This window comes from Streptomyces caniferus, assembly GCF_009811555.1.
Classification (GTDB): Bacteria; Actinomycetota; Actinomycetes; order Streptomycetales; family Streptomycetaceae; genus Streptomyces; species Streptomyces caniferus.
This window is the reverse complement of the sequence record NZ_BLIN01000007.1, coordinates 17818-42595: the sequence shown is the minus strand read 5'-3', so window position 1 is coordinate 42595 and position 24778 is coordinate 17818. Positions and strand designations below refer to the sequence as shown.

The window sequence follows — 24778 nt, the reverse complement described above, 5'->3', positions numbered from 1 at the left end:
GCCCGGCTCCACGCCGGGCCACCGCCCCTTTCCACGAAGGAGATCGCCATGACACAAGCAACCGCTCCCGAACAGTTCGAAGACCGCTTGGTCTGGGCGTTCCTGCACACCTTCCTGCGGTACGGACTGATCCATTCGGCAGTCGACGGCCCCGAAGGACAGTGGTTCGTCCAGATCGGCCCCGATCACCAGATCCATCACCTGACCGACACGGAGGATGCTTTCGGCTTCGTCCTCGAAATCCTGGAGATCATCGACGGCGCACAGGGCGGTGAACAGTGACGAACCCGAGCCAGTCCCCCTCCACCCCGGAACCGTCTCGCGCCGTCAACTCGGTCTCGGGGCGAGCAAGTTATCCCCCAAGACCGTCTTCCCCGTCGGGGAAGACGGCCTCGGGGCACCCCGCCCCCAGGGGGGCGGGGCCGGACCAGCACCGGGGGGCGCAGGTCCGGGCGGCAGCGACCGAGGGCGGATCGCAGCCGGAGGAGCAGCCGTCGCGACGCAAGCGCCGCGGCGCCACGAAGACCGTGCGCAAGCGCTCACCGAAGTCCGGCGGCGACAAGCGCGTGCACGTGATCTATGTCCGTCTCAATGACACCGAGAAGACGGTGCTCACCGCTGCCGCCACCACGACGCGAACCAGCCTGCCCGCCTTCCTCGCCCGCAGCGGTCTTGCCGCCGCGCACGACCTCGACAACACGGCTGCCGTCATCGCTGGCCATCGCGAGCTGGTTGCTGAACTGTTCGCCGCGCGCCGGCATCTCGGGCAGGTCGGCAACAACCTCAATCAGGCCGCGAAGGCACTCAACTCCGGTGCTTGGCCTGCCCAACTCGACGCCGTCCTCGTCGCGACTCACCGTGCCGTGCAGCGCGTCCAGGATGCGACCGATCAACTCCTCCAGCAGAACTGAGGCCGACACCGCCATGGTCCCCAGGATCCACAAGCGCGGGAAGCGCACCATCGGCATCCTCTTCTACCTATACGGCCCCGGCAAGGCTGAGGAGCACACCGACCCGCACCTGGTTGCCTCCTGGGACCTCTGCGCACCCGACCCCGGCCGGGATGACACTGCCACCCTCAAGCAGCTCCAACAACTCCTGGACCAGCCGGTCGAGAACGTCGACCAGGCGGAACGACCGGAGAAGCACGTGTGGCACCTCTCCGTCCGCAACGGGCCCGACGACCGGATCCTGAGCGAAGAGGAGTGGGGGGACGTAGCCCGCCGTATGGTCGCAGCCGCTGGCATCGATGACCCCGAGGAGGGGGCTGGGTGCCGGTGGGTGGCCGTCCGGCACGCCGACGACCACATCCACATCGTCGCCACCGTCGTACGCGAGGACGGCTACCGCCCTCGCCTCAACAACGACGCAATCCGCGTCCAGGACGAAGCCCGCCTCCTGGAAGCCGAGTTGGGCCTGCGCCGTCTCAACACGGGCGACGGCACCGCAGCAAAGCGCCCCACCAGCGCCGAGCGTCACAAGGCCGAGCGGCAGGGCCGCGAGCGCACCGCGCGGGAGGAGCTGCGCGAAACCGTGCGCCGTGCGGTCGCCGGCGCGGCGGGCGAGACGGAGTTCTTCGACCGGCTGGCCGCCGCCGGCCTGCTGATCCGCAGGCGTGTAGCCCCCTCCGGCGACCTGCTCGGCTACAAGGTCGCCCTGCCCGACGACCTCAACAAGGACGGCGAGCCCGTGTTCTACCCCGGTGTGCGCCTCGCCCCCGACCTGTCCCTGCCCCGGATCCGGGAACGCTGGTCCGCCGACCACCCCGACCCGGCTCCCTCGCCAGGTACTCCCGGCCGTGCGACCCCGGACAACAACCCCTCTGCCGCGCGTCGCCGGACCGCATCGGCCGCCTGGGCAGCGCTCCCGATCGTCGAGCAGGGCGACGATGCGGTCGCCGCAGCACACATCGCGGCGACCGGCGAGGTCCTGGACGCGCTCGCGAAGACCTCCGCCGCCCACACCCGCCATGAACTGCGCGACGCTGCCTTCGAGTTCGAACGAGCCTCCCGCTCTCACATCCGCGCCGAACGCGGGCACGACCGGGCTCTGCGGCAGGCCGCCCGCGACCTCGTCAACGGCGGCCCCGCCCTCGGCCGAGGCGAAGATGGCGCCACGACCGCGATGGCGATCGACATGCTGGTCTTCCTCATCACCGCCGCCATGCACTGGCACGCCAAGAAGGGCCACGCTCAGCAGGCCGAAGCCGCCCGCCAGGCCACCGAGCACCTGCGCTCTGCCTACCAGGCCGCCGCTGCCCACCCCCTTGGCACGCTCTACCAGCGCGGCAGGCGCCTGGCCAGCCCTCTGGTCCAGCGGCAGACGTCGGTGCTGCGCCAAACGCTGCCGAAGCTGGCGGAACAGGTCCTGGCCGAGCCCGGATGGTACGCGCTCGCTGCCACCCTCGCCGACGCCGAAGCCGCCGGCCACGACCCGGCAAGCCTCCTCACCGACGCCGCCGGGCGACGGGAACTCGGCACCGCAGACTCCGTCGCGGACGTCCTCGTCTGGCGGCTGCGCCAGACCGCGGACCTGCCCGCCGACACCAGTGGCACGGCCGACGTGCACGCAGCAGAGCGCTCGCCACACCCGGCAGGACAGCGGACACCGGGACGGTCCGGGCACCGGCGCGGATAACAGCGACTGTGGACTTTGTGAATTGAAGCAGGTCAGGGACTTGAGGCACGATCATGAAGCGAGCAGGACACGATGAGGGAGGGCCCCACGGTGTTTCACCGGATACGCCGCCGCCGTGCGGAGACAAGCGAGATGCGGCGCCTGCATGACGAGGCATGGGCGCAGCTGGAGGGCCTGGAGCCCCCAGAGGCCGAACGAATACCGGCCGAACCACAGTCCTGCGAGCCGGCGTCGGTCGTGGATGACTTCCTCCCGCCGGAGCTGCGCATCCCGAGCCACGACCAGCTCGACGGCCGGATGATGCCCTGGCCACAGCCGATCGTCCTCGACGGAGATATGATCGCCTGCGCCGAGTGCGGTGCGTACCGGGACTGGCTCATCCTCTCCACCCGCGACCAGATCTGGCTGCGCTGCCGCCAGGGGCACCAGCAGCAAGAGACGCGCCTCGACACGGCCTGGTACAACCGCCATGCTGGCCCCGCGGACGCGACACATGCGACGTTCGAGGACTGCCTACGGCACCTCGGCCACTGACCCCCACTCCTACGACCCGGGCCCACGAGCCCGTACTGACCACCGTCACCTAGCACAAGGGGTCAGTTCCACCATGCGCGTTCGCTTCGTCGCCGCCCTCGGCGTCACCGCCGCTGCTCTCCTCGCCCTGCCCGCCTGCTCGGCCAACAACACCGGGGCCAAACAGGCCACTTCCACCTCCGCCCGCGGCAGTAAGCCGGCCCATGCTGGACACAGTGCGCCGTTGTCGTCGACCGCACTGAAGACGCGCCTGCTCGACGAGCACGACCTCGGTAGCGGCTACGCCCGCAAGCCCGAGCGTCCCACCCAGCACGACGACGTCTCCGTTCTTGGCTGTCCCGCCTTGAACGACATGGGCGGTGATGCGGCCATGGGCGGCTCGCTCGACTTCCCGCACAAGGCGAAGGCCGCCTTCACCTATACAGCCAGCAGCTCCTCGGAGGTCTCCGAGGAGCTGTACAGCGACACCGCGGGGAAGCTCTCGACCGGCACCGGCCGGATCTTCGACGCCATGACCGGCTGCCCGCAGTACCAGGTCCTCGTCGGCAGCGCCAAGGTCGACGTGACGACGCAGAGGATGACCGCGCCCCGGCTCGGGGACGAGCGCTGGAGTCAGCTCCTCACCTTTTCCGCCGATGGGCGCGACACCGTGGTGAAGCAGACCGCGATCCGTAACGGCAGCATGCTGGTCATCGTCTCCGGCTCGCCGGCCCTCGTCGACCAGCACCTCGACGAGGCCCTCGCCAAGGCGGCAGCAACCCGCTGAAGTGCCGTATGCCGGTACCCCCGACCGCATGGTCGGGGGCACCGGCGCGTCACCAGGGCACCTGGACAGACTGCCGTCGCCCCGATGGCCTTGCCCGGGTAAGTGCGCCCCAAGAGCTCGCAAGCCCGGCCACCCCTCTCGGGGTGGCCGGGCTTGCGAGCGTCTGATCGGGCGGTGAGCGGACAACGTGGGGGGCTGTGAGGCGGGCGGGGTCCGTGGGCGCCATTCCCACGTGGGGGCTCAAGGCCCGGGGTTGGCTTCGGGCGTACCACGGTCCGCCCGCCTCTCCCGCTCCGGCCGAGAGCGGGGGCCTTCACCACCGTACGGTGAACGCCTCCGCTCTCGGACCGAGCGCGCCGAGGGCCGGTCACCGTGGCCGGGGTCGGCCGAGTACGTGGCGGTAGACCGTCTGCGTGCTCACCCCGAGGGCCCGTGCCGTGGCAGTGACGGTGGCGCCTGGGGCGGCGAGCATTTCACGGGCGCGCACAATCTCCATCTCGTCCAGCGGCGCCTCCCGTTGGAGGGTGGGAGCATCGGCTGCTGTCGGGTCGTAGCCGAACGCGATGGCGTCGTCGTACGGCACGCCAGAGGCCATGCAGTGGTGCAGGCACAGAAGGATCTTGCGCCCCAGCTTTCTCAGCGCCGTGGCGTGCGCATCACCAGCCGCGCGACGCCGACGGTAGTACGCCTGCGCGCCCGGCGAGTGACTGACCATGGAGAAGGCCACCGCGTGAAGAGTGCTCCGCAGGTGTGTCGACGATGCTCGGCGGAAGGCGACCCGCACCGTCTGGCCGGATGCCCAGGTGACGGGAGCCACTCCGGCATATGCGGCGAGGGAGCGTCCGGTACCGAACCGCTCGACAGGCCGGTCCCCGATCTCCGCCAGGAGGTAGGCGCCGAGGGTCGTACCGACTCCCGGAACGCGGGACACCAGCTGGTGATAGCGGTGGGCGGCATAGCGCTGCTCCAGCTCCCCCTGTAGTGCGTCAGTCCGCTGAACGGCCTGGTCGAGGGCAGCGAGAAGGTGTCTGATGCGTACGGCCTCGGCGTCTTCCACACGGGGGTCGAGCAGCATCGCTGGGCGGCAGAAGAGCCGGCGGAGCCGCTCGGCCTCGCTCTCCACCGTCCGCTTCCTGCCTGCCACCGTCAACAGCGCCGCCAGGCGCTTGCGGTCCAGCCGGGCTGCCGCCCGGGGGCCAGGGGCGGCAGCAAGGACGGCTCGCGCCTGGGGACTGCGCAGGCCGCCAACACTGGCCGGCCACGCCGATACGGCCGCCGGCCAGATCCGTACGAGAGCCGCCCTCAACACGTGCAGGGCTTCGGCACGGCTGGCGACGGCCGACCGGTGAGCGTGCGTCACCACCCGAAGTGCCTCTGCTGTGGGGGAGTTCGGGACGATCGGACGGCATTCCCCCGCACGGGTCATCGCGGCAATCAGCCTCGCATCGGCACGATCCGTCTTGGGGGTGCCGAACGCGGCCCGGTGGCGGGAAGCGCGGGTGGGGTCCACATGGACGACCTCCATGCCCGAAGCCGCCAAGGATCGGGCGAAGAGAATGTGCACGTCCTCGATCCCGGTGACGGTCGCTCTCCACCTGCGACCCAGCGGTGCCAGGAACTCCCGGTAACGAGCAATCAGGTCCGGGCCGTCGGAGTAGACGATCCGCGTCTCCCCGAGGAGGGAGCCGGACCGGTCGAGAACGGCGACGTCCAGCCACCGATCCGACCAGTCGCACCCTGCGAACAGCAACTACCCACCTCCACCTGGTAGAAGGAAAATGATGTGTTGAGACGGGGACGGCACGCCGTCCCCGTCTCAGCTAGCCGGGGCCCGCAGGAGTCGCTCGCGCGTGCTCTCGGGCAGGACCCGGCGCAGGACTGGTGCGGTCGAGCTGAGCCCGTTGGCGAACACGGCGACAAGGTCGTGCGGCACACTGGCGCCGAAGGACGCGGCCCACAGGATCGGTGCGCCCAGCACGGGCTCGGCCCACGCCTGCCACCCGGCCGGCCCCGCCTCGTCGGCCTGAGCCGTCAGGGCGCGCAGGTCGGCATCCTGGATGAGAGGCGGCATCTCGCCGAAGCTGAGGTGCGAGGCGAAGGTCGGGTCGATCGCTCCCGCGTGGGGCTGATCGATGTCGCGGAGCCAGCCGTGTGCGGTGACCGCATCGAGGACCAACTCGGCGCCGCCGAGCGAGACATCGGGCTGGTCGCGGGCATCGAGTGCGACGAGGAAGTCGGCGAGGACTTCCCCCGGTATATCGGGCGTGAAGTAGGCGGACCAATGCGCGAGCGGGCTGCTCGCGTCCGCGCGAGCGGAGATCTGCCAGGCGATCGGCAGGTCCCCCAGGTGGAACGGCTCGTCCGCCAGAACCCATTGGGCCCAGCAGAGAGTGTCGGGGCTGATGTGCAGGACGGTGCTGCGCAGGACCTGGCGGTCCTCCGGTTGATCGTCCGGCTCCTGCCGTCCGCGGACGATCGTCAGGCTCGTCCAGCCGAGACCGGCGAGCGTGTCGGCGACGGTGTCGTAGAGACGTCCGTCGTCACCGGCCAGGTGCCGGGGACCGACCCAGTACGCGCTCTGCCCCTTGTTCGGGGTGGACGGGTCGAGCGGGTGCTCGGGGTACAGAGGCGCCTCCAAAGGCTAGGTGTGCGGTTCTACTTGCCGCTGGCGGTACGGCGGGGGCGGCGCGGGGGCGCCTGGACGGGCGACTGCCAAGCCAGCTCGACGGCGACCTCGGGCGGCAGATGACCGAGCTGCGTGTCCGCGTCCCGCCCTTCAGCGAGGTAGACGACGGGGCGTCCGGCCTCGTCCACGGACTGGATTACCTGCGCGAGTCGGTGCGCCATCGGGAAGAACGGGTTCATCGCCTGTCGCACCGGCGCATCTCGATCGCAGGCCATCAGCAGGTCGATGACATCGCCGACGGTCAACTCCGTGTGGTCCACGGACAGCCTCCTTGGATGTGGGTGGCGGATCGTGCCGCCGAGGTCAGGAGAGCTCGCGTGGAGGACTTCCGATCCGAGCCTTTGGCGTCAACAGCGCCGGGAGGTCTCCAGCACGCGTGCCACAGCGGCGGCGACCACGTCGGACGGCGTCTCCACATCGAAGGACATCTGGTAGCCGCGGACCTTGGCAGTGCCGGTGACGGCGATCTTCCAGCCCTCACCGTCGCCACCGGGGCGACCGAGCGGGAACCATCCGAGGTAGAAGCAGCCGTCCTTGCTGCTCACGTGCACGTCCCCACGGTCGTCCACGATCAGATTGAAGTCCTCGGCGGAGAACTGGTCCAAGACGAACGTGGGCTGGCCCGGGCCGAGCTGCCACTCGCGCAGCCGCAGGGCTTCGGCAGTAGTGGAAAAGCCGGGGCTGACAGGGGCCACGCTCACGAGCAATCACCTCTCTGACCTGGGGTTTTCCGGGAAGATGTCTACGTTGACATGCCCCTGCGACCCTTGGCCAGCCTTTCGTGGATCTTTCGCGTCTGCCCCAGGCGAACTGGTGACCGCTGTCATCCAAACGAGGCGTGACAACGGGAAAATGCCAGCGCCCTCGTTTGCGGGGCCTTCATGCTGACGGGCATGCACCCTCGTGACGAAGAGATATGGCGGGCGATCGACCAGGGCTTCCGTGCGATCGACTGGGAGGCGTGGTTCGGTTGCCCGGAAGGCGCAAACTATCTCTCCCCCGCAGGTCACGAGGTGACCGCACGCGCGGTGGCTGGCCTCACCGCGTTTTTCGACAGCCGCTGGCTGCCCAAGGCCGTGACCCCCTCCCCCACTTCGGGCGGGGCCAGCGACACCTTCGTCCGTCTTGGCCGGGCCGCCCCAGTACTCCAGTTCATGAACGGAGCCGAGCCGGGAGCATGGGTGGAGGCGGTGCGGTGGTGGACCGCGTACGCATATCTGGAGGAAGCCGGGGTGCCCGGCCTTCTCTCGGTCAGGCGGGACGCCCGCCGCGACGTCACCCTGTCCCGGTTCCTGCACACCCAGACACAGGCCCGGCTCGCGCTCATGGGGGCGGCCCGCGGACTCCCGGTCGAGCTGGAACCGGCGAAGGCCAGCGGCGGCCCCGGCGACGTCCGTATCGGTCCAGCCTTCATCGAGGTCGTCACCTTCGCCGAAGACCAAAAGCTCCAGGACTACGAGAAGTTCCGCCAGAACTGCCGGGCCCACCTTCTCATCCTGGACAGGGACCGCAACATCTACTGGGAAGGCGACTTCCCCGAACTCCTCAACGGCGACGACTTCGAGACGTGGAAGAAGCGGACCGAGGAGGCCGCCCAGCAGTGCGCGGCCTCGGGGGCCGCGGTCGACGTCCTCAGCAACGCCGGGAGGCGGCTGACCGTCCACCCCGGAACGGCTCCCCACGGCACCACCCTGACCGGGGAGACCGTGGAGAGCGACCAGGGAAAGCGGCTCCTGGGCAAGGGGGGCAAGTGCGCCAAGACCCAAGGAGCGGGCACCGCGTGGATCTGGGTGGAGGACCACAGCGGCCTCTTCCACCTTCCGATGCCCTTCGCCGAGCTGTCGCTCGCCGCCAAAACCGACGCGCTCGCCGATCTGCTGGGGCCACTCCTGGAGGAGTACGTTCACGTCGCCGGAATCGTCGTCTCGAACGCGGCCCACCGACGCCTGCCGCTCCCGCGGGACGAGGACGCGCCCCGCCTCGCCGCGCAGGGCTTCCAACGGGGGCTACCCATCGACCGCGTCCGCGAGACGATCGTGATCCCCCGGAAGATCCTTCTACCTGAACAGACGAACCTAATTGCCAGAATGTGCGATGCCGAGGCTGGCGCGCTCGACTGGGCTCTGGGGAGGCTCGGTGTTCCAGGGGGTGTGAGGTCTCTGCTGGCCGACTCATCGTCTTCGTATCGGGGCTCCCTGCTGTGGACGCCGTGAGCCGGCCTAGGCGGCAAAGACGGAACCGTCTGGTGCCGGGCAGAATGGCCCCGCCATCGCAAGTGCCGGAGGACTGTACCGGTCCGCCATCGGAGCCGCTAAGGGTTCTGGTTGCCCGACCGGTGACGCTCATGTGCCCTGCGTGGTAACGCGATTGCTCTCTCGTCCCTCGCCGCGGCACCAGTCATGTCGTGGCGGCTCTCCAAGATGCGCCGAGTTCCACGAGCCGCCCCCGCAGCACGCCGCGCTGCTCCTCCAAGTCCTGCGATGCGGGCGATAGGAGAAAGATGTTGTCGCGGTACAGGCGATAGCCGATGCGCTCCCACCCTCGGGCGATCTTCGTGTTCACGCGGTCCCACTCGGTTCGGTCTTTGAGGCGGTGGCTGCTGAGGTCGGTGATGCCTGGTGCGCAGGCGATGGCCCGGCAGCCCGGCATGAGCCGGTGGATCGCCTCGGTGGCCAAGCTGACGGCCAGGCCATGGCCTCGCCACTGCCGGTCCAGGGTCACCCGGTCCATGACGAGCAGACCGGTGCCGATGTACTCCAACAGCTCGCTGACCTCGCCGGTGAACGAGCCGGTCTGCGGGTCGAGGAGCACCTGCGCGATCTCGTACAGCTCCTCGGATTCCTCTTCCATGGCCCAGTAGGCATTCCGCCCGCGGTCGAGATGCACCCGGTAGAAGGTCATCGACCCGATCGCGACGTCCTCCACAGTGCACGAGGGACAGCCCGCGTGGACGCAGTCAGTGGTCGCCGCCGAGTCCTCGCCACCGTGATGCGTACGGCGCCGGTGGAGGACGGCCACATCCCACCGCTCCAGCGTGTCAGCCTGCGGAGTGTCGCACAGTCCGTCGTCATAGGAGATCCGCAGGCGCAGCTCGGAGGGGTCGCCGGGCAGCTCGGAGGGCTCGATCACTGCGGCAGCCTAGCGCGGCATAGACGGCGTGACGGGACGTCCACCAGGGTTCAGAGTGCAGCGCCAGAACAGCCGCCCGCCACGATCGGTGCTGCGGGGCAGGTGCCAGTGTGACCGAGCGCCGTAGTTGGCCCGCCTGGCCAGATGCGTGCTCAGTCGGGTATTACGCTCCGTCTGCGGCCCGACGATCTCGCAGCCGGCGGCCGTCAGATTCCGGCGGCCTGCAGTTGGGCGAAGGTGCCGACCTTCGCTGACCATGCCTGCTGACCATGTAGAGGACGCCAACCGAGCAGCGAGTCGGAGGTGGCCGTGTCAGGCCAGATCATGTAGCCGAGCATGACGAGCTCGCACCCCGCCGCATGGGCTGCATCGGCCGGGAATGCTGGCCAGTCAGGCCAGTGTGAAAGGTCCGTCTCGGCAAGGGGCTCGCGACTCCCCTCGCGAACCACTTGCAGTAGGTAGCCGCTGTCCGCAGCCTTGCAGATGGCATTGAGATCACGGCGGAAATCGTCAGTCGTCATGGCAAAGGACGCTAACAAGATCAGCGTGGCTGCGAAGTGTCGGGTATGTCAGGTACCGATGTGGACACTGGTCTGGGGCCTGGACCTCAGACATCAGCCACCACATGCGGCTATCGGCCCTTCCGGCGGTCTGGTTGGCCTGGGGATGCGGTGTTGTTGGCCCGCAGGCTTCGGCGCTGGTTCAGATGCCGGTTCCTCGGGCCGATGGGACGCCGTGGACCAGCTCCACCGAGTACTGAGCATGGATCTGGCCGGGCGGGCCAACTACGGCGCTAAGTCACAGCCAGAACCACATGCCCCACCTGCACAGATGCGCCGGAAATCGAACACGTGATGCAATAGCTGGTATGCGATGCCCTTCCTTCCCCGAGGATCTTCTCGCCGCGCAATGCGCCTGGGACCGTACGTACCGGGCCCTCGCCGATCCAGCGCGACGAGGAGGAACGACTGCGCTTCGGCGGCGTCTGCTGAAGCTGTCGGTGCAGGTGTGGTGGCACCCGCACTGGTCATCGCGCGATGCGGGATGCGGCGAGCGGGTGGCTCTGCGCGGGCGGGCGAGGCAGCTGGAGTCCGGAGCGCCGTAGATGGGCCGTGGCGCCGAGGGCCAGGCGTCGGCCGAAACCGGGCCGGCCGAGATCACGCTGGTTTTGCCGGACGGACAGACCGTACGCGTACGGCTTCACGAGAGGTGTGAGACGCGGGGGCAGCACCAGTGGCGCTATCGCATCGGGGTGCCGTCCTGGGTGGCAACGCAGGCGGGCGTGGAAGCAGCCGAATACGGAGTTTGGGTCACATCCGATCAGCTCCAGCCAATCGAGGGGGTGGATCTGTCCCGCGTTCCGACGCACCGGCTCCCGCCAGAGCTCCCTCCGCCGCGGCCCTCGGGGTGGGTTGTGCGGCCCGATCCGGAGCGGCGCGGCGGAACGGTGGTGCATGACGCAGACTGCCGACAGGCTGGCGGAGGAGGGGTCGAGCTGGGCGCGATGGAGGCGCTCGACGCGCTGATGCGGCCCGGTGCACGGGCTTGTCACGACTGCGACGCCGCTGCCGTGCTCGTGCCCGCGCTGGAGCTGGGGCAGGGGTACGCGTAGCGGCCTTCGCAGGACCAGTGGCTCTCGGCCGAGGAGGGCATGCGCAGCAGGCCCCCGGAACGGGTTCCGGGGGCCTGCTGTTGGAAGGTGATCATTCGGTCATGGGGTGGCTCAGCGGGTGCGCCCCGCGCTGGGGGAAGCCTGCGGGGTCGGGGCCTGGTGAACGGTCCGGCCAGGGCTGCGAGAGGGCGTCGCCGTAGCCCACGCGCCGGGAAACCACACCTGGCTGTACTGCTCGATGGCGCGGCGCAGGCCGTCGAACTCGGCACCCTGCCAGGGCATTTCCCCAGCACGGTGGTACTTGTCAAATGTGCCGTGTTGGCTGTAGCCGGGCCGCTCGCTCTCGATCCGATCGCGGAGGAGGAAAGTCTCATGGTCGCTGAATGTCAGGACCGTGGAATCTACTTCGCCCGTGTGCGGATGGATGACCTGGACGCGCAGTCCGCCGTAGGTAAACGCACGGATGGTTGGGGAGAACTCGATCCGCAGCCGCCGCGGATCGCCGGGGATGGGCGTCGCGTAGTACGTGTTCCCGACGACGGTGCTGTTGGCGAAGGGTATTCCAAGCTCGGTAAAGAACTCACGGGCGTACAGGGGCATATGGGCCTCCAGTTTGCTAGCGATGGTGGCGCGGGGGCAGGGCGGGAGATGCAGGCGGAATGGAGCGCGCGCACCCGGCGGTCGGTGTGGCGGTGATCGGGCGCTTCGGTGTGGTGGCGTTGTAGTGGGAAGCGCGGTCGCGCCTTCGCGGCTTGGGCGGGCCGAGTTCCCTGAGCCTCTCGGGGGCGTCCGCCAGCTCTTCACCGAGAGCGGTGAGCGTGGTGGCGGCCTCCGTGAACCGGTGGTGCAGCTCCGAGCCCTCATCGCTGCCGGACGCCTGGGCCTGCTCGGCCGCAGCCTTGAAGAACTCGCTGAGCCGCGCCATCACGCCGAAGTCCGGGTGCAGCACCTGATCGGCGTGGTACTCGGCGCAGACATAGCTGTCGGCTCCGAGCATCCGGTCGGTCAGGTCCCGTATCTGCAACTGGGCGCTGTGGCTGTCCTGCGGGTCTGCCTCGTTAGCTGCCTCGGGCCCGCGGAGGGCGGGGTCGAGGTCCACGGTGTAGCGGGCGACGGTGAGCATTTGCGCCGCCGCACTGGCCATTGCGTTCTCGCGCTGTTCGCCGATGTTCAAAGGCAGGTGATACACGGTCCGGTCGTTCCACATCGACCGGAGGAAGCCGGCACGCCCGAGCAACTGGACGGCTAGGTCGTCACCGCCTTCGGCGTCGACGATGCCGAACACATCTCTGCTGATCTTGACGTCAGGTGTCTCAGGAATAGGCGGGTCCTGTCAGAAGCCGGGGTCTCAAGGGCTGATCGGTCTGCGGGAACTGCCTCGTCAGCGACGTGGTCCGGGCAGGGCAGGGCGGCTGGTGGTGCTCCAGCGCGGGACGCTGGAGGTGGGAAGGGCGGCCGGTCGGCTAGGGGCGGCTCTCCGGACTTCCAGCGGCGTCGGTGCCACAGGCTTGGGCGGTCGTACGGGGGTGAGCTGGGCCAGAGCAGCGAGCTGGGGATCAAGGCCATGCTTATAGCGGGGGACGGGGGCAGGGTCGGCCAGGGCGGCGGCAGTGGCTGCGATCAGGTGCGACGGGGTGTGGGCGGTGAAGTGTGCTTCCGCGCGGGTGCCCCAGCCGGGAGGTCCGGCCCACAGTGTGGTGGTCTCGTCGTCCGGGCCGTGGCGGTGAACGTCGATGAGGGCTCCCGCCTGCTTGTCGGGGGCGATGATCTCCACTGTGCCTCGTTCGGCCGCTCTGTATGTCCAGCCGGCTGTGAGCAGCGGCTTGATGCTGTCGGGCCAGTAGATCGACGGGCGTGCGAGGAAGGGGTCTTCGTCCTCGGCCCAGTCGCGGGCCAGGGCAGTGGTGAGACCGGCGACGATCTCGGCGGGGGTGTTCTGGTTGAACGTCGCCGTCCAGCGCGGCATGGAGGCAGCGTCCTCGGAAGCGGTGATCTTCCACAGCTCGTGGTCGTCGCCGAACCAGCCGATCCGGATGCGGTGGTCCGGAGAGGTCACGACGAGCTGACACGGGCCGTCGTCCAGGTGGTGCTGCGGCCAGGCGGCGACCGGAGCGAACCCGGGGTCGCCGAATCCGCTGGATCCGGCGAGGTAGCGGGGGGAGACGAAAACGTCTCCGTCGATGGTGTGAGGGTGATCGGGGGGTGCCACGGGGTCCTGAGAGGTTGAGGGGTGGAGACGGTCATTCGGAGGGCAGCATGGCGGCTTCGAGGTCGGCAGGCAGGCCGGTGTAGTGCAGCGTGCGCAGTCCCAGTCGGCGGGCAGCGCTGCAGTTGTCGGCACGGTCGTCCACGAACAGCACGCGCTCCGGCTGGACGGATCCGAGGATGTTCAGGGCGTGTTGGTAGGTGGCGGGGTCGGGTTTGCACACCTCCAGCCGGGCCGAGTACAGGGTGTGGGTCATCAACCGGCGCCAGTCGTGGGTGTCGAGCACGTCGCTGAGGTGGGCGGGCGCGTTCGACAGGAGCACCATCGGCAGTCCTGTCTGGTGGGCGCGGTGTAGGACACGCAGGACGCGGTCGTCGGTGGTGATCCACATGTTGGTGTCCGCGGCACGTAGTTCGCGCAGCAGGTGCCTGCTGGGATGGAAGCCGAGGACCTGAGCCCAGTACGCCTGGTCACTGAGCTGGCCGGCGTCGTAGAGGGCACGCGCGCTCCAAAAGGCGTTCTGGAATGCGGCGAGGTCTGCCTCCCAGGTGGCGGTGCGGGCGAGGCGGAGCCACTGGGTGGTGGTGGGCTGGACGCCTAGAACGCCGTTGTAGTCGAGGATTACGGCGTCGGGGCCGGTGTGCGTGGTGGTGAGGGGCACGGGGCGGTGTTCTCCAGAGCGCGATGGGACAGGCCGGCAACGGCGGCAGCGAGCAGGGCGGGCAGCAGCAGAGCCGCAGGCAGGGCAGTGGCGCTGGCGAGGGCGCCGATCAGGGCGGGGCCGGCCAGCAGGCCCACGTAGCCGATGACGGCGACCGTGGCCACGGCGCTGGGGCCATCGGCTCCGGCCGCGGTGATCAGCGAGGGGACGGTGGTGGACAGGCCGAGTCCGAAGACCGCCCATCCGGCGAGCGCCCACGGCACACTGGCGGCCAGGACGCCGGTGGCAAGCCCAGCCGCGGCGAGCACCGCGCCGGCCCGGACCACGGCTGTGGCGCCGATGGCGGTGTGGAGACGGTCCCCGGTCAGGCGTCCGAGGGCCATGGCGGCGCTGTAGACGGCGAATGCGGTGGCGCTTACGGCCGTTGTGGCATGCAGGCTGTGCAGGTGGACGGCCGCCCAGTCGGCGGCTGCCCCCTCACCCAGCAGCGATCCTGCGGCCAGCGCCCCCAGCAGCCACAACTTCGCGGGGGACAGCGGCGGTCGGCGTTCGTCGGCCCCTCGGCAGGTGGGCGTCGTCGGTTGATCGGCACCGCTCAGGGTCTGGGTCGCCGGTGCGGCGCCGAGCGCAACCACGGCCACAGCCAGGCCGGTTACGAGGAAGAGGCTGGTGTGCGCGGTGTGGGCGGTGGCGGCGGTCAGGGCGGCGCCGCCGAGAGCGCCGAGGGAGTAAGCGGCGTGGAAGCCGGACATGATCGACCGGCCGTACGCGTTCTGGCAGCGCACCGCCGCTGCGTTGGCGGCGACGTCCAGTACGCCGTGGGTGGCCCCGAACGCCAGCGCCACCGCAAGCAGCGAGGCAAGGCTGTTGCACTGCCCCAGGAGGGCAAGGCAGCCGGCGAGGCCGACGGCTCCGCCGGTGAGCAGGGTGGGAAGCCGCTCGGGGAGGGCTAGACGGCCTCCGAATTTCAGTCCGGCGACCATGCCGAGCGCGGCGGCCAGCAGCACCAGAGCCAGCTGTGCGGTGGTCAGGTGGGCGGCTTGCTGTACGGCCGGCATCCGGGCGCCCCAGATGGCCATCACCACTCCCATGCCGAGGAAGTAGCCGGTCAGCAGGCCCCGGCTGCGCCGGGCCGAGGCGGCTGTCGGACTCACGCGACCGGCCTGCCCCTCCGTGTCGGCTGCGGCGACGCCCAGGGCGACAGGACGGTCGGACAAGAACAGGCTCCTCGAAGGTCAGGACAGGTTCGGGTGATGGGATGGGGTGTTCACGGGCTGCGCCGGCGGCGGATCTCGATCACGGATGCCCACTGCGGGTGCTCGGCGAGCAGCCGTCTCGCGTACAGGGCGGTGTAGTCGTTGTTGAGTCCCCTGACCTTGTGCGGGTGGCGCCATCGCAGGGCCTCGAACAGCGCCTTCATCCCGACCTTCTTCGCCCCAGCGCCGAGCCTCTCCTCGACGAGCTGCTCCAAGGCGCGGTAGATCCAGGGGTGCTGGGCATCGAAGGCGCGGAACCGGTCGGTGATCGTCGGGGAAGGACAAAGGCCCGGCAGTCGGTCCTGCGTGATGGTGGGCATGAGCGGTGAATCCTCTCTTTGCCGCGGGTCAAGAAGATGCGGCGGGCAGCGTGCGTAGCCGGGTGAAGGTGGTCGCGAGACCGAGGGCTTGCAGGAGGGCAGCAGCGGTGACGGCGTGTCCGAGCTGGGAGGGCGGAATCGCCGCGACGAGGAGTCCGGCGGCGGGGAAGGGCAGCAGGAGCAGCAGGATCGTCACCGCGAGGGTGCTGCCGAAGACGTCGCGTGGGATGAAATGGGAGCGCATGGTGCGCAGCACGACGGTGAGTCCGCCTTCGCCGGCCATCAGGACGGCGATCAGCAGGAGGTAGCCGCAGTAGGAGTCGGCCTGGGCGACGGCGAGGGTTGCCGTAGCTGCGATGGCAGCGGAGGCAGCGCCCACCGGCCACAGGCCCCAGCGGTCGATCGCCCGGCGGGCTGCGGCGACGGCAAGCAGGGAGGCGACGGCCGCGGCGGACCAGATGAGTCCAGCATCGGATTTGGAACACCCGAGTTCAGTGACCACGATCACCGGCATGGCCGCCTGGAGAAGGCCGATGGCCACATTGGAAACGAGCAGACCACCCACCAGCCAAGCGAGCGCCGGCAGCGAACGCAGCGTCCGCCAGCCGGCCCCGAGCCCGCTCTTCTCCGACGTAGCACCGATCGGGTGCAAGCGCTGGCGAGGGCTGAGGATGGCGGCGAGGAGCGAGAAGCCCGCGAGCGTGCTGAGCATCACTGCCGGGCCACCGTGCTCCAACAGCAGGCCCGACACCACAGGTCCGGCGAGCATGGCACTCTGGTCGATCCCCAGCAGAACGGACTGCACTCGGTGCGCCCGGCCTCCGGCTGTCCGGCTCGCCTCGCCGCCGGCGGTCTCGGCAGCGACGTAACTGAACTCGGTGAGGACGCCAGATACCGGGGCAAGCACCATGACGATCACCGCCGCGAGCGCCCCGGCATCGTGGACCGTCAGCAGGAGCGCAGCAGTGAGGACGACCAGGGCCCGCAGGACGCACGCGGCGCGGAAGACCCGTGCGGTGCCGTGGCGGTCGACGAGAGTGCCGGCCACCACGAAGGCGCCCAGCCGAGGCAGCCATTCCAGTGCGAAGGCCAACCCCGTCAGCCCCGCAGACCCGGTAGTGGCCAGGACGAGCAGGGGAATGCCGTAGGTGGTCATCGCGAACGCGGCGCCGTCGGCCGCCCGGGGCAGATAGACGCCACGCAGCAAGGTCGGAGCGGTTGTGCCGGGCTGCCGGGGCCTGACGGTGGGCCCCGTCACTCGACGGACTGGGACGCGCCGAGCTGGACGGCCTGGTTCGAGGCCAGCCACTGATCCAGCAGATCACGTGCCCCGGTCAAGTCGGCGTGAGCGTCAGCGGTCAGCTGGGAGTCGGCTGTTGGACCACAGAGGCCGCGCTCCTCAGTGAGGGCGGGTGCCGCGGCCAGGAGTGCGAGGGTGCTCTGGATGCGGTGGGTGAAGTCGGAGGCGGCGCTCGGATAGGCGTGGCGGCGGGCCCACCGTGCTGTCGCGTCGTAGAGGTCCGCCAACTCCGATCCGGATGTGGTCAGTCCGAGGCGGCCTCCGGGCCGGACGTGGACGAGGCCGAGGTCGCGGGCCAGATCGGTGGCCCTGCGAAGGCGGTACTCGGAGAGATCAGCGAGGGTGCCGGCCAGTCGGCGCAGGGGTATGGGTCCGTTGTCGTCGATCTCGGCGATCAGGCGGATCAGGGCCGGATAGGAAAGCGCCGAGCAGGCATCCGGCATGGTGGCCGTCGAGGGGGAGCTGTTCATCGGCGCGGACCTCCCGCCGCGAGTGCCGCCCCCGAGCGAGCGGGTGTGGCATGGGAGAACAGGTCGCGGTGCTGCCACGTCAGTGAGGAGATCTGGCCGTTCGTGCTGGGTGCGGGCGTGGCGGTGGGGGCTGGTAGCCGCGACTGGTTGCTGACCCACGTCTTTGGAGCGGGCGCGGTGTCGGGGCGTCCCCAGAGCGGGTGCCGGGCGGCCTGGGTGAGGGGCTGCCCGGCCGACCACGCGGATAGCGCGCCGAAGACAGGCCCGAGTGCGTCGCCGGCACCGGATAGGCGGTAGGGCTTCCCGATGCCAGCGCTGTCGACCAAGCCATCGGCCACGAGCTGCCGCAGCGGCGGGTAGACGTTGGTCCATTCGTTGTCGGGCATGACCGTCCTGGCCAGGGCCCGACCGCTGGCCTCCCCGCGGGACTTCAGTACCCACAGGATCGCGGCGGCGTGGCGCCGGGTGAGGAGGGTGAGGCTGTCCTCGATCTGCTCGATCGCGGGCAGGGGCCGGTCTGCCTTCTCCAGATGTTCCTCCGCCCAGGTGACGATCAGCGGCAGTACCGGCAGCAGGGCGGCGCCGCGATCGGTGTGGCCGTAGGTGACGTGCCGCGGGGTGTGCTCGGTGCGCTGGACGAGGCCGGCTTCACACAGGGTCTGAAGCTTGGGGTGGAGCTGGCCGTTTTGTAGCCAGGCAACCTTGTCCGCGACTTCGCTGTAGCGCAGCGGACGGCCCAGCGCCAGCAGGATCCGCACGTGCCATCGCGGAGTGATCATGGCCAGGGCCTCGGAGACGCGGGCGATATCGGCGTCGGTGTCGGAGGGCAGACCGGTGGTAGCCAATGGAGGAACTTCCTGGGTGAGTGAACGGAGCCCGTGGGTCAGCGGCTTGGAGCAGTGCTCGCGGCCGGGACGGGGGAAGCGGGCAGGGCTGGCACGGGGGCGGGTGCCGGCTCGGGTGAGGCGGCGCGCCCCGGGGTCGGGGTGACGCGACCGAGGCTCGTGAGGACGGCGAAAGCCGTCTTGGCCTGGAGGTCGCGCACAGCGACTGCTTCGGCGAGCCGTCGGGCGCAGTCGAGAACGTGCGACACCTCAGGTCCGCCGATCTGCCGATCCGGGTGGACGAGTTGGGCGAGGCGGTCGCGGTGGACGGTGATGCTCTGCTCGGCGACGGCGAGGTCGCAGTGCATGCCGAGAAGGGCGGCGAGCATGCCGGGCGGCTGGTCCTGGCTGTATGCCTCCAGGTCGGCCAGCGGTGCGCCGTACAGGTCCTGGATCTGTCCGGCTATCTCGGGTGACGTGATGTGGTCAGGCAATCGGGGGCTTTCACGGTCGGGCCCGGGCCGCCCCGGCACGCTGCGGTGCCGGGGCGGCGGTGGGGAGGGTGGTGGTGGCCACCGGTTGTGCCATGCGGACGGGCCGGGGTTGCTGGACCGCAGTCGGCATGGTGCGCAGCAGGTCATCAAGCGCGGCTCGGTAGCCGTTGCGGGCATCGAGCGCGGCCTCCAGCCACTGCGCGTCAAACCGCAGGTCACCCGCGGACAGCTCGTCCATGTCGCGCTCGGCCGCCATGGCGTGGTGGACTCGGTCGCGGACACGGATGACCTGTTCCTCGGCTAGGGCGAGGAACGAACGCAGCTCCATGGCGCGGGTCACCGCGGCGGGGGCGTCCGGACTGGTGGCTGTCGCGTACAGGTCGGCGATGACGGCGTCGAAGACCTGCTCCAGCCGGCCGTCCAGGGTGCTGGGCTTGAGTCGGACGCTCACCGCAGGAACCTTCGTCGCGATGCCGGTTCCGGTGCAGTCGCTGGCCGGAATGGCGCGCTGGTCTGCACGGCCGGGCCTTGCCGGGCCCCGCGGCTGAGCCGGGCCAGCCGTTCCGCGGCCAGGCCCTGCTTTCCGTACGCGGTGGGGTCGAGGAGCCACTGCACGACCATGGCTCGCCCGTTCCTCGCGGTCACGGCCATATTCACTCGGTGAGCCATTGCCATAGCTCGATCGTCGAGTTCAATCGGCTGGGTTTCGAGCACGGCAACGAGTTCGTCCTCAGCCCTTTCCAGTGCTTTCTGGGACTCTGCGAGCATGCCGTGCCAGCGGACGATCTCTGTGGCCTCACGGTTCGCGTGCGGAGCCGCAGTGACAGCCTTCTGCAGTTCCGCGAGGTTCATATCGAAGCGGGCTTCGATATGCTCGGCGATGACGCCCATGACGTCGTCTACGCCGTCAAGCACAACGGACTCCTTTCATCTGCGGCGGTTCCGTGAGAGGTCGCCGATAGCCATTGACGGCGCGGCGTGGTGTGGCCTTTTAGTGGAGGCAGGTGTAGACGGTCGGGTAGACGTAGACACCGGAGACCCAGCCCTTTACGCCGGTCTTCTTGTCCGTGATGTAGACCCACCAGCCGGACTTGGTCACCTTGTGGACGGTGAACTTGTGGCTCTTGTAGAGAACCCCGACGGCGGTCGACTTCGACGACGCCTTGGATCGGATGGTCACGGCGCTGGCGTGGACCTTGTACGGCCCGGACTTGTCACACGAGGCAGAGGCAGCGAAAGACGCCGGGGCTGCGGCGTTGGCGGCCGGAGCGGTGACGGCGGGCAGGGCGATGGCCGCGGTCACAGCTGCGGCAGCGGCAATGCGGGAAAGGCGCAAGGAGACTTCCTAACAGTTGAAGGGAGGGAGAGAGGTGGGGCAGGCGGAGGCGGCTAAATCAGTCGAGGCACATGTAGACCTGCCGGTAGACGTAGGTGCCGGAGACCCAGCCCCTTTCACCGGTGTTCGCGTCGGTGATGTAGTGCCAGTTGCCGCGGGTCTTGTGGACGGTGAACTTGTGGCCGCGGTACAGAATCCCGACGGCGGAGGACTTCGACGACGCCTTCGAGCGGATGGTGACGGCCTTCGTACCGATCACCCACGGGCCAGGCCGGTCACACGGCCGGGCGACCTGGGCACTACTCGCCGCGGTAGCCGGGGCGGCCGTAGCCACCGCCGCCGAGGCAATCGGCAGGGCGAGAACGCCGAGCATCGCGGCGGATACCGCAATTCGGGTTGAGCGCATGCGAAATAAGCCTCCTTAGGGAAGGGGGAATTCGTGGAGAGGCGGCCAGATCTGTCGTCCCGGCGGCCATATAAGAGTCCGGAGAATCGCCGGTTTGGCCAACCGGCGATCGTCGGCTATGTTTCGCCGCGCACGGTGGCTTTGAGGCTTATCGTGATCGGGCCGGCGGGCGTGGAGCAGGCGCCTTCGGTGCGGGAGCGGTCCGGGCGAATGACGTGGCCGGCCTGACGGGTGGGAGCGGTCCGGCCGTGCCGCTGAGCCGGTCGTCGCACCACTGGAGGGCTTCTTCGACCGTGTCGAAGAAGCCCTCGCGCAGGCTGTAGGTCCACGCATTGGAATCGAGTTCCTCGGCCACGACGCGGAACTCGGACGGGGCCTGCTCGTCCAGGGCACGCAGCGCCACCACGATGACCGGGTCGCCCGGGTCGTCGCAGGTGTAGGAGTACCCGAGTGCGAAGCGGTCTCCGTCGGTCATGAGCCGTCGCTCCAGGGCCCGCGTCGCCTCGTCCGCGGGCTTCGGGCCCAGCTCCGGGTTGAGCCCGATGGACTGCGGCGGGCAGCCACGGTGGATCAGCCACGACTGCGCCATCGCGGGCAGTGGCAGCAGAGCTCGCTCGAAGCGGAACGTCTTTGACTCAAGGTCGCGTTGAAGGTGAAGAGCGACGTACTGGGGGTGGCCTGGTACGTCCCAGGTGGCCGAGGAGTCGTGCAGGACGTAGAAGCTGTGGACGCCATCGGCAGTGTGGTGCTCGCCGAGCGGGATGAGGTGGTCCTCGATCAGGGCGATCTGACCGTAATAGTCCTGGGTGGTCTTCTCGTCGGCCCCGAAGCCGTCAAGCCGGGCATCCAGCTCAGGCACGTGCCGACTTCGGTCGTCAGGCGGGTTTGATTCGGCAGCTGACATGGAGCCTTTCGATGGGGAATCGGCGCGGTCAGCGCCGATGAGCTGAGGTGGTGGGCCACGCTCCTGGCCGGGTGATCCTCGTGGCCGCCTCGGTCGCCGGCATGCGGCGGACGGAGACCAGCGCGGTGCGCCCGGCTTCGGTCAGGGCGAGCGGCTGGCCGGCGTGGAGGGGATGGCTGGTGTCCCGTGAGATGAGCCCGGCCGATTCGAGCCGCTTCAGCTCGGGATAGGGGATGCGGATGCCGGCGGCAGTAGTTGCCGAGATCCGTCCGGTGTGGAGGTGCTGGTAGAGCTTGGCGCCGCCGATGATGGCCAGCAGCGCTGCCTGGTCGGCGGCTGGGATCGGTTCGCTCCTGGCCGCTGGCGCTGTGCGGGCGGCGGACTCGATCGGCTCAAGCGCAGCGATCACCTGCGGAGCGGCGGCGTCGCGTTCGTCGGCGGCGTTCTCCAGCTGTTCCACGGCTCTCTTGATGCGCTCGAACAGGGCTCCATCGATCGGGAACTCGCCGCTGGTCAAGCGGTGGAGGTGGGTGCGGTAGAAGGTCACGGCGGTCTCGGCCTGGGCCAGTTCGCGGTGCCGGTCGACCAGGCGGGCGTGCAGCTCGTCGAGAACGCCGCGGTCGCGACGGGCTCGCAGGGCATCGACGTCGTGGCCGGTGCTGGACTCGATGCGGTGGTCGAGCTGGGAGACCGCGCGCCGGGCGGGTACCGGCGCGGGATCAGGAGGCATAGGCAAGGCTCCGTGTATTCAACGGGCGTGATGGTGCGAGGGTGCCTGTGGGAGGTGGGGCAGGCCCGGTACCGCGGAAGGCATGGGCGCCGGGCTGCGGGTCGTGAGCTGCGGGGAGCTGGAGCGGGCCGCGTGGGTGCGCGCGCTCAGCGGCCGACTGGTCATCCCCAGGCGGCGTCCGACGGTGTCGTAGACGTCGTTGCCGGCCCGTGGCCGGACAGCGACGACGTGGATCTCCTGTCGGTAGGTGGATGTCTCGGGCGCCGGGCGGAGGCCGTAGACGACGCGCCAGTCCTTCCGGGAGTCGATAAAAAGTTTGCGGTAGCCCTCCAAGTCACCCGTGAGCCGGAGCCCGAATCGCTCCGCGTTCACCACTTCTTGCAGGTACGCGAGGGTGAGGTCGCGGATGTCGGTGGGGGCTTGGAGGAGGTCAGTGAGGGCACGAGGATCGAAGCTCAGGCCGAAGGCCGGCTGATGCTGCCCCCGGGTCATGACGTCAGCTCGTGCTCACCGGACGCGGATGGCTCCGGCTCGGTCTCTGTCGCCTTCTCGGCTCGCGCCGATGGCGGAGGTCCGGGAAGCACCCGGTGCGCGGGTCGGTCCGGGGAGGTCATGCACGCCGACAGCGGACCGCCTGGCGAGCGGATCGCGGCGATGGTGTGGGTCAGGAAGTCCCGGTGCCATACGAGCATCCCGGACGGGCCCGCTTCGGGGTCCTTGTGCTGCTGGTAGGCAAGCCACAGGGCATGAAGCCAAGCGACGACGTCGGTGTGCTCCTGCCACTGCAGACACCAGGGGGTCGCCGTGGTGACCTCCGTCCCGTAGGCGGGCAGGAGGAAGTCATCCACCCAGTCCGAGAGGCCGTCGAGTTCGTCCTCGTACGCCTCGCCCTCCAGTTCCAGGATGGGACGGGGCTCCGGCGGCGCTGCCGGGACCGGACCGCCGGGCGCCGGCAGGCCGAACGCCGCGAACGGAGAGGCGCCCCCGGCGGCCGGGGTGGAGGAAAGGTGATCGAGCTGTTGGGCCTGCTGGGCCGACTGCTCCATCAGCCGTCGGACGCTGGACTCTATCCCCTCCAATTGGGCATCTGGAATGCGGACCGGTTCCAACTCCCCGTCGACAGGGGGTTCTACGGATTCAGGCATGAAAGGAATGGCCTCCTACGAGCCGTGGAAATGGGGAAGCGGGAAGTGTGGTGAGCAATTCCGCCCTCGGACTGTCGGCAGGGCTATGGGGTGCCGCCAGGTCCGCGAAGGGTGTAAAACTCCGCCGCAGGTCGTGCCGTTGTGGCGTCAGGCAGTGAGCGTCACGTCGTCCTGGGTGAGGGTTGTGCGGATTGTCTCCGTCAAACGGTCGGCCGCGATCGAGGCGTAGTGCTGCGTCTTCTCTACGCCGATGAAGTCGCGGCCTTCCAGCAGGGCCGCCACCCCCGTGGAGCCGGAGCCGGCGCAGAAGTCGAGCACCGTGCCGCCCTCGGGGCTGATCTTGACCAGTTCGCGCATCACCTCGACAGGCTTTTGCGTGATGTGCTGGCGCTGTTTGCCCGACGGCTGCGAGGCTGAGTACAGCCCCGGCAGGTAGACCGGGTTACGGGAAGCGTCGATGGGACCGTTGCTAGCCCAGACGATGAACTCGCAGTTCTGGGTGAAGCGCCCCTTCTGGGGCCTGGCCTGCGGCTTGTGCCAGGCCAGCACACCCCGCCACAGCCACCCGGCCGCCTGGATCGCATCTGTTGTGACGGGGAGCTGGCGCCAGTCGGTGAACAGCAGGGCGGTGCCACCCGTCTTGGTCAGCCGGTGCGCCTCGGTCATGATCTGCGTCAGCCAGAAGCCGTAACTGCGCTGGTCCATGTTCTCGCCGGTGAAGTCGGCGAGGCCATGGCCGGCATCGGCGGATGTGTACTTCTGCTTCGCGCTGCGGGTGGTGCGTTCCTTCGCCGTGCGCCCGCCGGAGTTGTACGGCGGGTCGGTGATGACGGAGTCGACGCAGCCGTCCGGAAGATCGGCGAGGACGCTCAGAGCGTCGCCCTGGTGAAGGGAAAAGGGCAAAGAGAACCCCGATTCGGGTGGGAGCTTGAGGTGGAATACCTCCCCGTTTCGCACGTGCAAGTCCCTGCGAGCCGAAATTGGGCATACAGAAACCCAGGGCTGCAAGCGGGAGGCGAGGGGAGTCCCAAAACTGTAGAGGCGAATTCGCCGACGACCAAGAAGTGACGCACAGGGGGGTCGGATTCCGACCCCTCACGTCGACTTTTTGGTCAACTGCCAATCTGGGCCTACTGTTTTTGAACTGCCCGGCGCACACCGCCGCTGGCTGATCCCCCACCCTTCCTCACGGAGGTTCCCCCTGCCCCGGCACCCCTAGCTCGCCTCCTGGCCGGCACTGCGAGCGGCAACTCGCCAAAGCCGACCACCACCTCGACCGCCCACCCCGGCCGCCGCACCCCTCCACCACTCCAAGCGCACGCGGCACGCCGGAACTGCACCCGAAGGACACATTCATGACCT

General features: G+C 69.2%; 33 protein-coding genes. 8 read left to right on the top strand and 25 right to left on the bottom strand.

Going from position 1 to position 24778, the window contains the following annotated elements:
• Positions 1-48: 48 nt before the first annotated feature.
• The 5 genes from Scani_RS38295 to Scani_RS38275 all read left to right on the top strand — a co-directional run bounded on the left by Scani_RS38295 (position 49) and on the right by Scani_RS38275 (position 3937).
• Positions 49-282 carry a hypothetical protein gene (locus tag Scani_RS38295; RefSeq protein ID WP_159482651.1) on the top strand — a complete coding sequence of 78 codons (234 nt, stop codon included), beginning with the start codon at positions 49-51 and terminating at the stop codon, positions 280-282.
• 245 nt (positions 283-527) lie between these two features.
• A complete protein-coding gene (locus Scani_RS41495; RefSeq protein WP_246296500.1) occupies positions 528-911 on the top strand; it encodes a plasmid mobilization protein in 384 nt (127 codons plus the stop codon).
• Positions 912-924: 13 nt separating this feature from the next.
• Positions 925-2637, top strand: a complete 1713-nt coding sequence (locus tag Scani_RS38285; RefSeq protein ID WP_159482865.1) for a relaxase/mobilization nuclease domain-containing protein — start codon at positions 925-927, stop codon at positions 2635-2637.
• 132 nt (positions 2638-2769) lie between these two features.
• On the top strand, positions 2770-3171 hold the full coding sequence (locus Scani_RS38280; RefSeq protein ID WP_246296499.1) for a hypothetical protein: 402 nt from the start codon (positions 2770-2772) through the stop codon (positions 3169-3171).
• 73 nt (positions 3172-3244) lie between these two features.
• Complete coding sequence (locus Scani_RS38275) at positions 3245-3937, top strand: hypothetical protein (RefSeq protein ID WP_159482649.1); 693 nt, start codon at positions 3245-3247, stop codon at positions 3935-3937.
• A 367-nt stretch (positions 3938-4304) separates the two neighbouring features.
• Here the strand turns inward: Scani_RS38275 and Scani_RS38270 are convergent, their stop codons facing one another.
• The 4 genes from Scani_RS38270 to Scani_RS38255 all read right to left on the bottom strand — a co-directional run bounded on the left by Scani_RS38270 (position 4305) and on the right by Scani_RS38255 (position 7324).
• On the bottom strand, positions 4305-5687 hold the full coding sequence (locus tag Scani_RS38270) for an IS110 family RNA-guided transposase (protein ID WP_159482648.1): 1383 nt from the start codon (positions 5685-5687) through the stop codon (positions 4305-4307).
• A 66-nt stretch (positions 5688-5753) separates the two neighbouring features.
• Positions 5754-6575, bottom strand: a complete 822-nt coding sequence (locus Scani_RS38265) for an SPDY domain-containing protein (RefSeq protein WP_159482647.1) — start codon at positions 6573-6575, stop codon at positions 5754-5756.
• Positions 6576-6592: 17 nt separating this feature from the next.
• On the bottom strand, positions 6593-6838 hold the full coding sequence (locus tag Scani_RS38260) for a hypothetical protein (RefSeq protein WP_371872453.1): 246 nt from the start codon (positions 6836-6838) through the stop codon (positions 6593-6595).
• Positions 6839-6970: 132 nt separating this feature from the next.
• Positions 6971-7324 carry a DUF317 domain-containing protein gene (locus Scani_RS38255; protein WP_159482645.1) on the bottom strand — a complete coding sequence of 118 codons (354 nt, stop codon included), beginning with the start codon at positions 7322-7324 and terminating at the stop codon, positions 6971-6973.
• Positions 7325-7516: 192 nt separating this feature from the next.
• Between Scani_RS38255 and Scani_RS38245 the strand changes: the two genes are divergently transcribed.
• Positions 7517-8836 carry a hypothetical protein gene (locus tag Scani_RS38245; RefSeq protein WP_167538223.1) on the top strand — a complete coding sequence of 440 codons (1320 nt, stop codon included), beginning with the start codon at positions 7517-7519 and terminating at the stop codon, positions 8834-8836.
• Between the two features lie 184 nt (positions 8837-9020).
• Here Scani_RS38245 and Scani_RS38240 read toward each other — a convergent pair whose 3' ends face one another.
• Both Scani_RS38240 and Scani_RS38235 read right to left on the bottom strand, forming a co-directional pair.
• Positions 9021-9752, bottom strand: coding sequence for a hypothetical protein (locus tag Scani_RS38240; RefSeq protein WP_159482643.1), 732 nt, complete (start codon positions 9750-9752; stop codon positions 9021-9023).
• 206 nt (positions 9753-9958) lie between these two features.
• On the bottom strand, positions 9959-10273 hold the full coding sequence (locus tag Scani_RS38235; RefSeq protein ID WP_159482642.1) for a hypothetical protein: 315 nt from the start codon (positions 10271-10273) through the stop codon (positions 9959-9961).
• Between the two features lie 293 nt (positions 10274-10566).
• Here Scani_RS38235 and Scani_RS42420 point away from each other — a divergent pair, with 293 nt between their 5' ends.
• Together Scani_RS42420 and Scani_RS41885 are read left to right on the top strand one after the other, a co-directional pair.
• Entirely contained in the window at positions 10567-10857 is a 291-nt protein-coding gene (locus Scani_RS42420) for a DUF8825 domain-containing protein (protein ID WP_503827403.1), read from the top strand.
• Positions 10858-11364 carry a DUF6233 domain-containing protein gene (locus tag Scani_RS41885; protein WP_281392339.1) on the top strand — a complete coding sequence of 169 codons (507 nt, stop codon included), beginning with the start codon at positions 10858-10860 and terminating at the stop codon, positions 11362-11364.
• 111 nt (positions 11365-11475) lie between these two features.
• On the opposite strand, the gene Scani_RS38225 is transcribed toward Scani_RS41885, so the two are convergent.
• The 19 genes from Scani_RS38225 to Scani_RS38140 all read right to left on the bottom strand — a co-directional run bounded on the left by Scani_RS38225 (position 11476) and on the right by Scani_RS38140 (position 24319).
• A complete protein-coding gene (locus Scani_RS38225; protein WP_159482640.1) occupies positions 11476-11964 on the bottom strand; it encodes a hypothetical protein in 489 nt (162 codons plus the stop codon).
• 16 nt (positions 11965-11980) lie between these two features.
• Positions 11981-12649: a hypothetical protein gene (locus tag Scani_RS38220; protein ID WP_159482639.1), complete on the bottom strand. Its 669-nt coding sequence runs from the start codon at positions 12647-12649 to the stop codon at positions 11981-11983.
• Positions 12650-12745: 96 nt separating this feature from the next.
• The gene (locus tag Scani_RS38215) at positions 12746-13573 is read right to left on the bottom strand and encodes an SPDY domain-containing protein (RefSeq protein ID WP_159482638.1); all 828 of its coding nucleotides are present in this window, start codon (positions 13571-13573) and stop codon (positions 12746-12748) included.
• Positions 13574-13604: 31 nt separating this feature from the next.
• Positions 13605-14231 carry an HAD family hydrolase gene (locus Scani_RS38210; protein ID WP_246296497.1) on the bottom strand — a complete coding sequence of 209 codons (627 nt, stop codon included), beginning with the start codon at positions 14229-14231 and terminating at the stop codon, positions 13605-13607.
• Entirely contained in the window at positions 14192-15385 is a 1194-nt protein-coding gene (locus Scani_RS41485) for an MFS transporter (RefSeq protein WP_344571054.1), read from the bottom strand. The genes Scani_RS38210 and Scani_RS41485 overlap by 40 nt, the downstream gene beginning before the upstream one ends.
• A 113-nt stretch (positions 15386-15498) precedes the next feature.
• Complete coding sequence (locus Scani_RS38205; RefSeq protein WP_159482636.1) at positions 15499-15807, bottom strand: hypothetical protein; 309 nt, start codon at positions 15805-15807, stop codon at positions 15499-15501.
• A gap of 28 nt (positions 15808-15835) precedes the next feature.
• Entirely contained in the window at positions 15836-17014 is a 1179-nt protein-coding gene (locus Scani_RS38200; protein ID WP_281392338.1) for an MFS transporter, read from the bottom strand.
• Between the two features lie 47 nt (positions 17015-17061).
• Positions 17062-17577 (bottom strand): hypothetical protein, encoded by a 516-nt coding sequence (locus Scani_RS38195; protein WP_159482635.1) that lies wholly within the window; start codon positions 17575-17577, stop codon positions 17062-17064.
• Complete coding sequence (locus tag Scani_RS38190) at positions 17574-18422, bottom strand: winged helix-turn-helix transcriptional regulator (RefSeq protein ID WP_159482634.1); 849 nt, start codon at positions 18420-18422, stop codon at positions 17574-17576. Before Scani_RS38190 ends, Scani_RS38195 begins: the two co-directional genes overlap by 4 nt.
• Before the next feature lie 38 nt (positions 18423-18460).
• Complete coding sequence (locus tag Scani_RS38185) at positions 18461-18895, bottom strand: hypothetical protein (protein WP_159482633.1); 435 nt, start codon at positions 18893-18895, stop codon at positions 18461-18463.
• Between the two features lie 10 nt (positions 18896-18905).
• Positions 18906-19346, bottom strand: a complete 441-nt coding sequence (locus Scani_RS38180; RefSeq protein ID WP_159482632.1) for a hypothetical protein — start codon at positions 19344-19346, stop codon at positions 18906-18908.
• Positions 19343-19810: a hypothetical protein gene (locus Scani_RS38175; protein ID WP_159482631.1), complete on the bottom strand. Its 468-nt coding sequence runs from the start codon at positions 19808-19810 to the stop codon at positions 19343-19345. Before Scani_RS38175 ends, Scani_RS38180 begins: the two co-directional genes overlap by 4 nt.
• 76 nt (positions 19811-19886) lie before the next feature.
• On the bottom strand, positions 19887-20231 hold the full coding sequence (locus Scani_RS38170; protein ID WP_350254638.1) for an SH3 domain-containing protein: 345 nt from the start codon (positions 20229-20231) through the stop codon (positions 19887-19889).
• 58 nt (positions 20232-20289) lie between these two features.
• A complete protein-coding gene (locus tag Scani_RS38165) occupies positions 20290-20637 on the bottom strand; it encodes an SH3 domain-containing protein (RefSeq protein ID WP_174872851.1) in 348 nt (115 codons plus the stop codon).
• Positions 20638-20785: 148 nt separating this feature from the next.
• On the bottom strand, positions 20786-21541 hold the full coding sequence (locus Scani_RS38160; RefSeq protein ID WP_159482630.1) for a hypothetical protein: 756 nt from the start codon (positions 21539-21541) through the stop codon (positions 20786-20788).
• Between the two features lie 28 nt (positions 21542-21569).
• Positions 21570-22271, bottom strand: a complete 702-nt coding sequence (locus Scani_RS38155) for a hypothetical protein (RefSeq protein WP_159482629.1) — start codon at positions 22269-22271, stop codon at positions 21570-21572.
• Between the two features lie 18 nt (positions 22272-22289).
• Positions 22290-22763: a hypothetical protein gene (locus Scani_RS38150; protein ID WP_159482628.1), complete on the bottom strand. Its 474-nt coding sequence runs from the start codon at positions 22761-22763 to the stop codon at positions 22290-22292.
• Complete coding sequence (locus tag Scani_RS38145; RefSeq protein WP_167538226.1) at positions 22760-23317, bottom strand: DUF4913 domain-containing protein; 558 nt, start codon at positions 23315-23317, stop codon at positions 22760-22762. The genes Scani_RS38150 and Scani_RS38145 overlap by 4 nt, the downstream gene beginning before the upstream one ends.
• Positions 23318-23563: 246 nt before the next feature.
• Complete coding sequence (locus Scani_RS38140; RefSeq protein ID WP_159482861.1) at positions 23564-24319, bottom strand: DNA-methyltransferase; 756 nt, start codon at positions 24317-24319, stop codon at positions 23564-23566.
• Positions 24320-24778 lie beyond the last annotated feature (459 nt).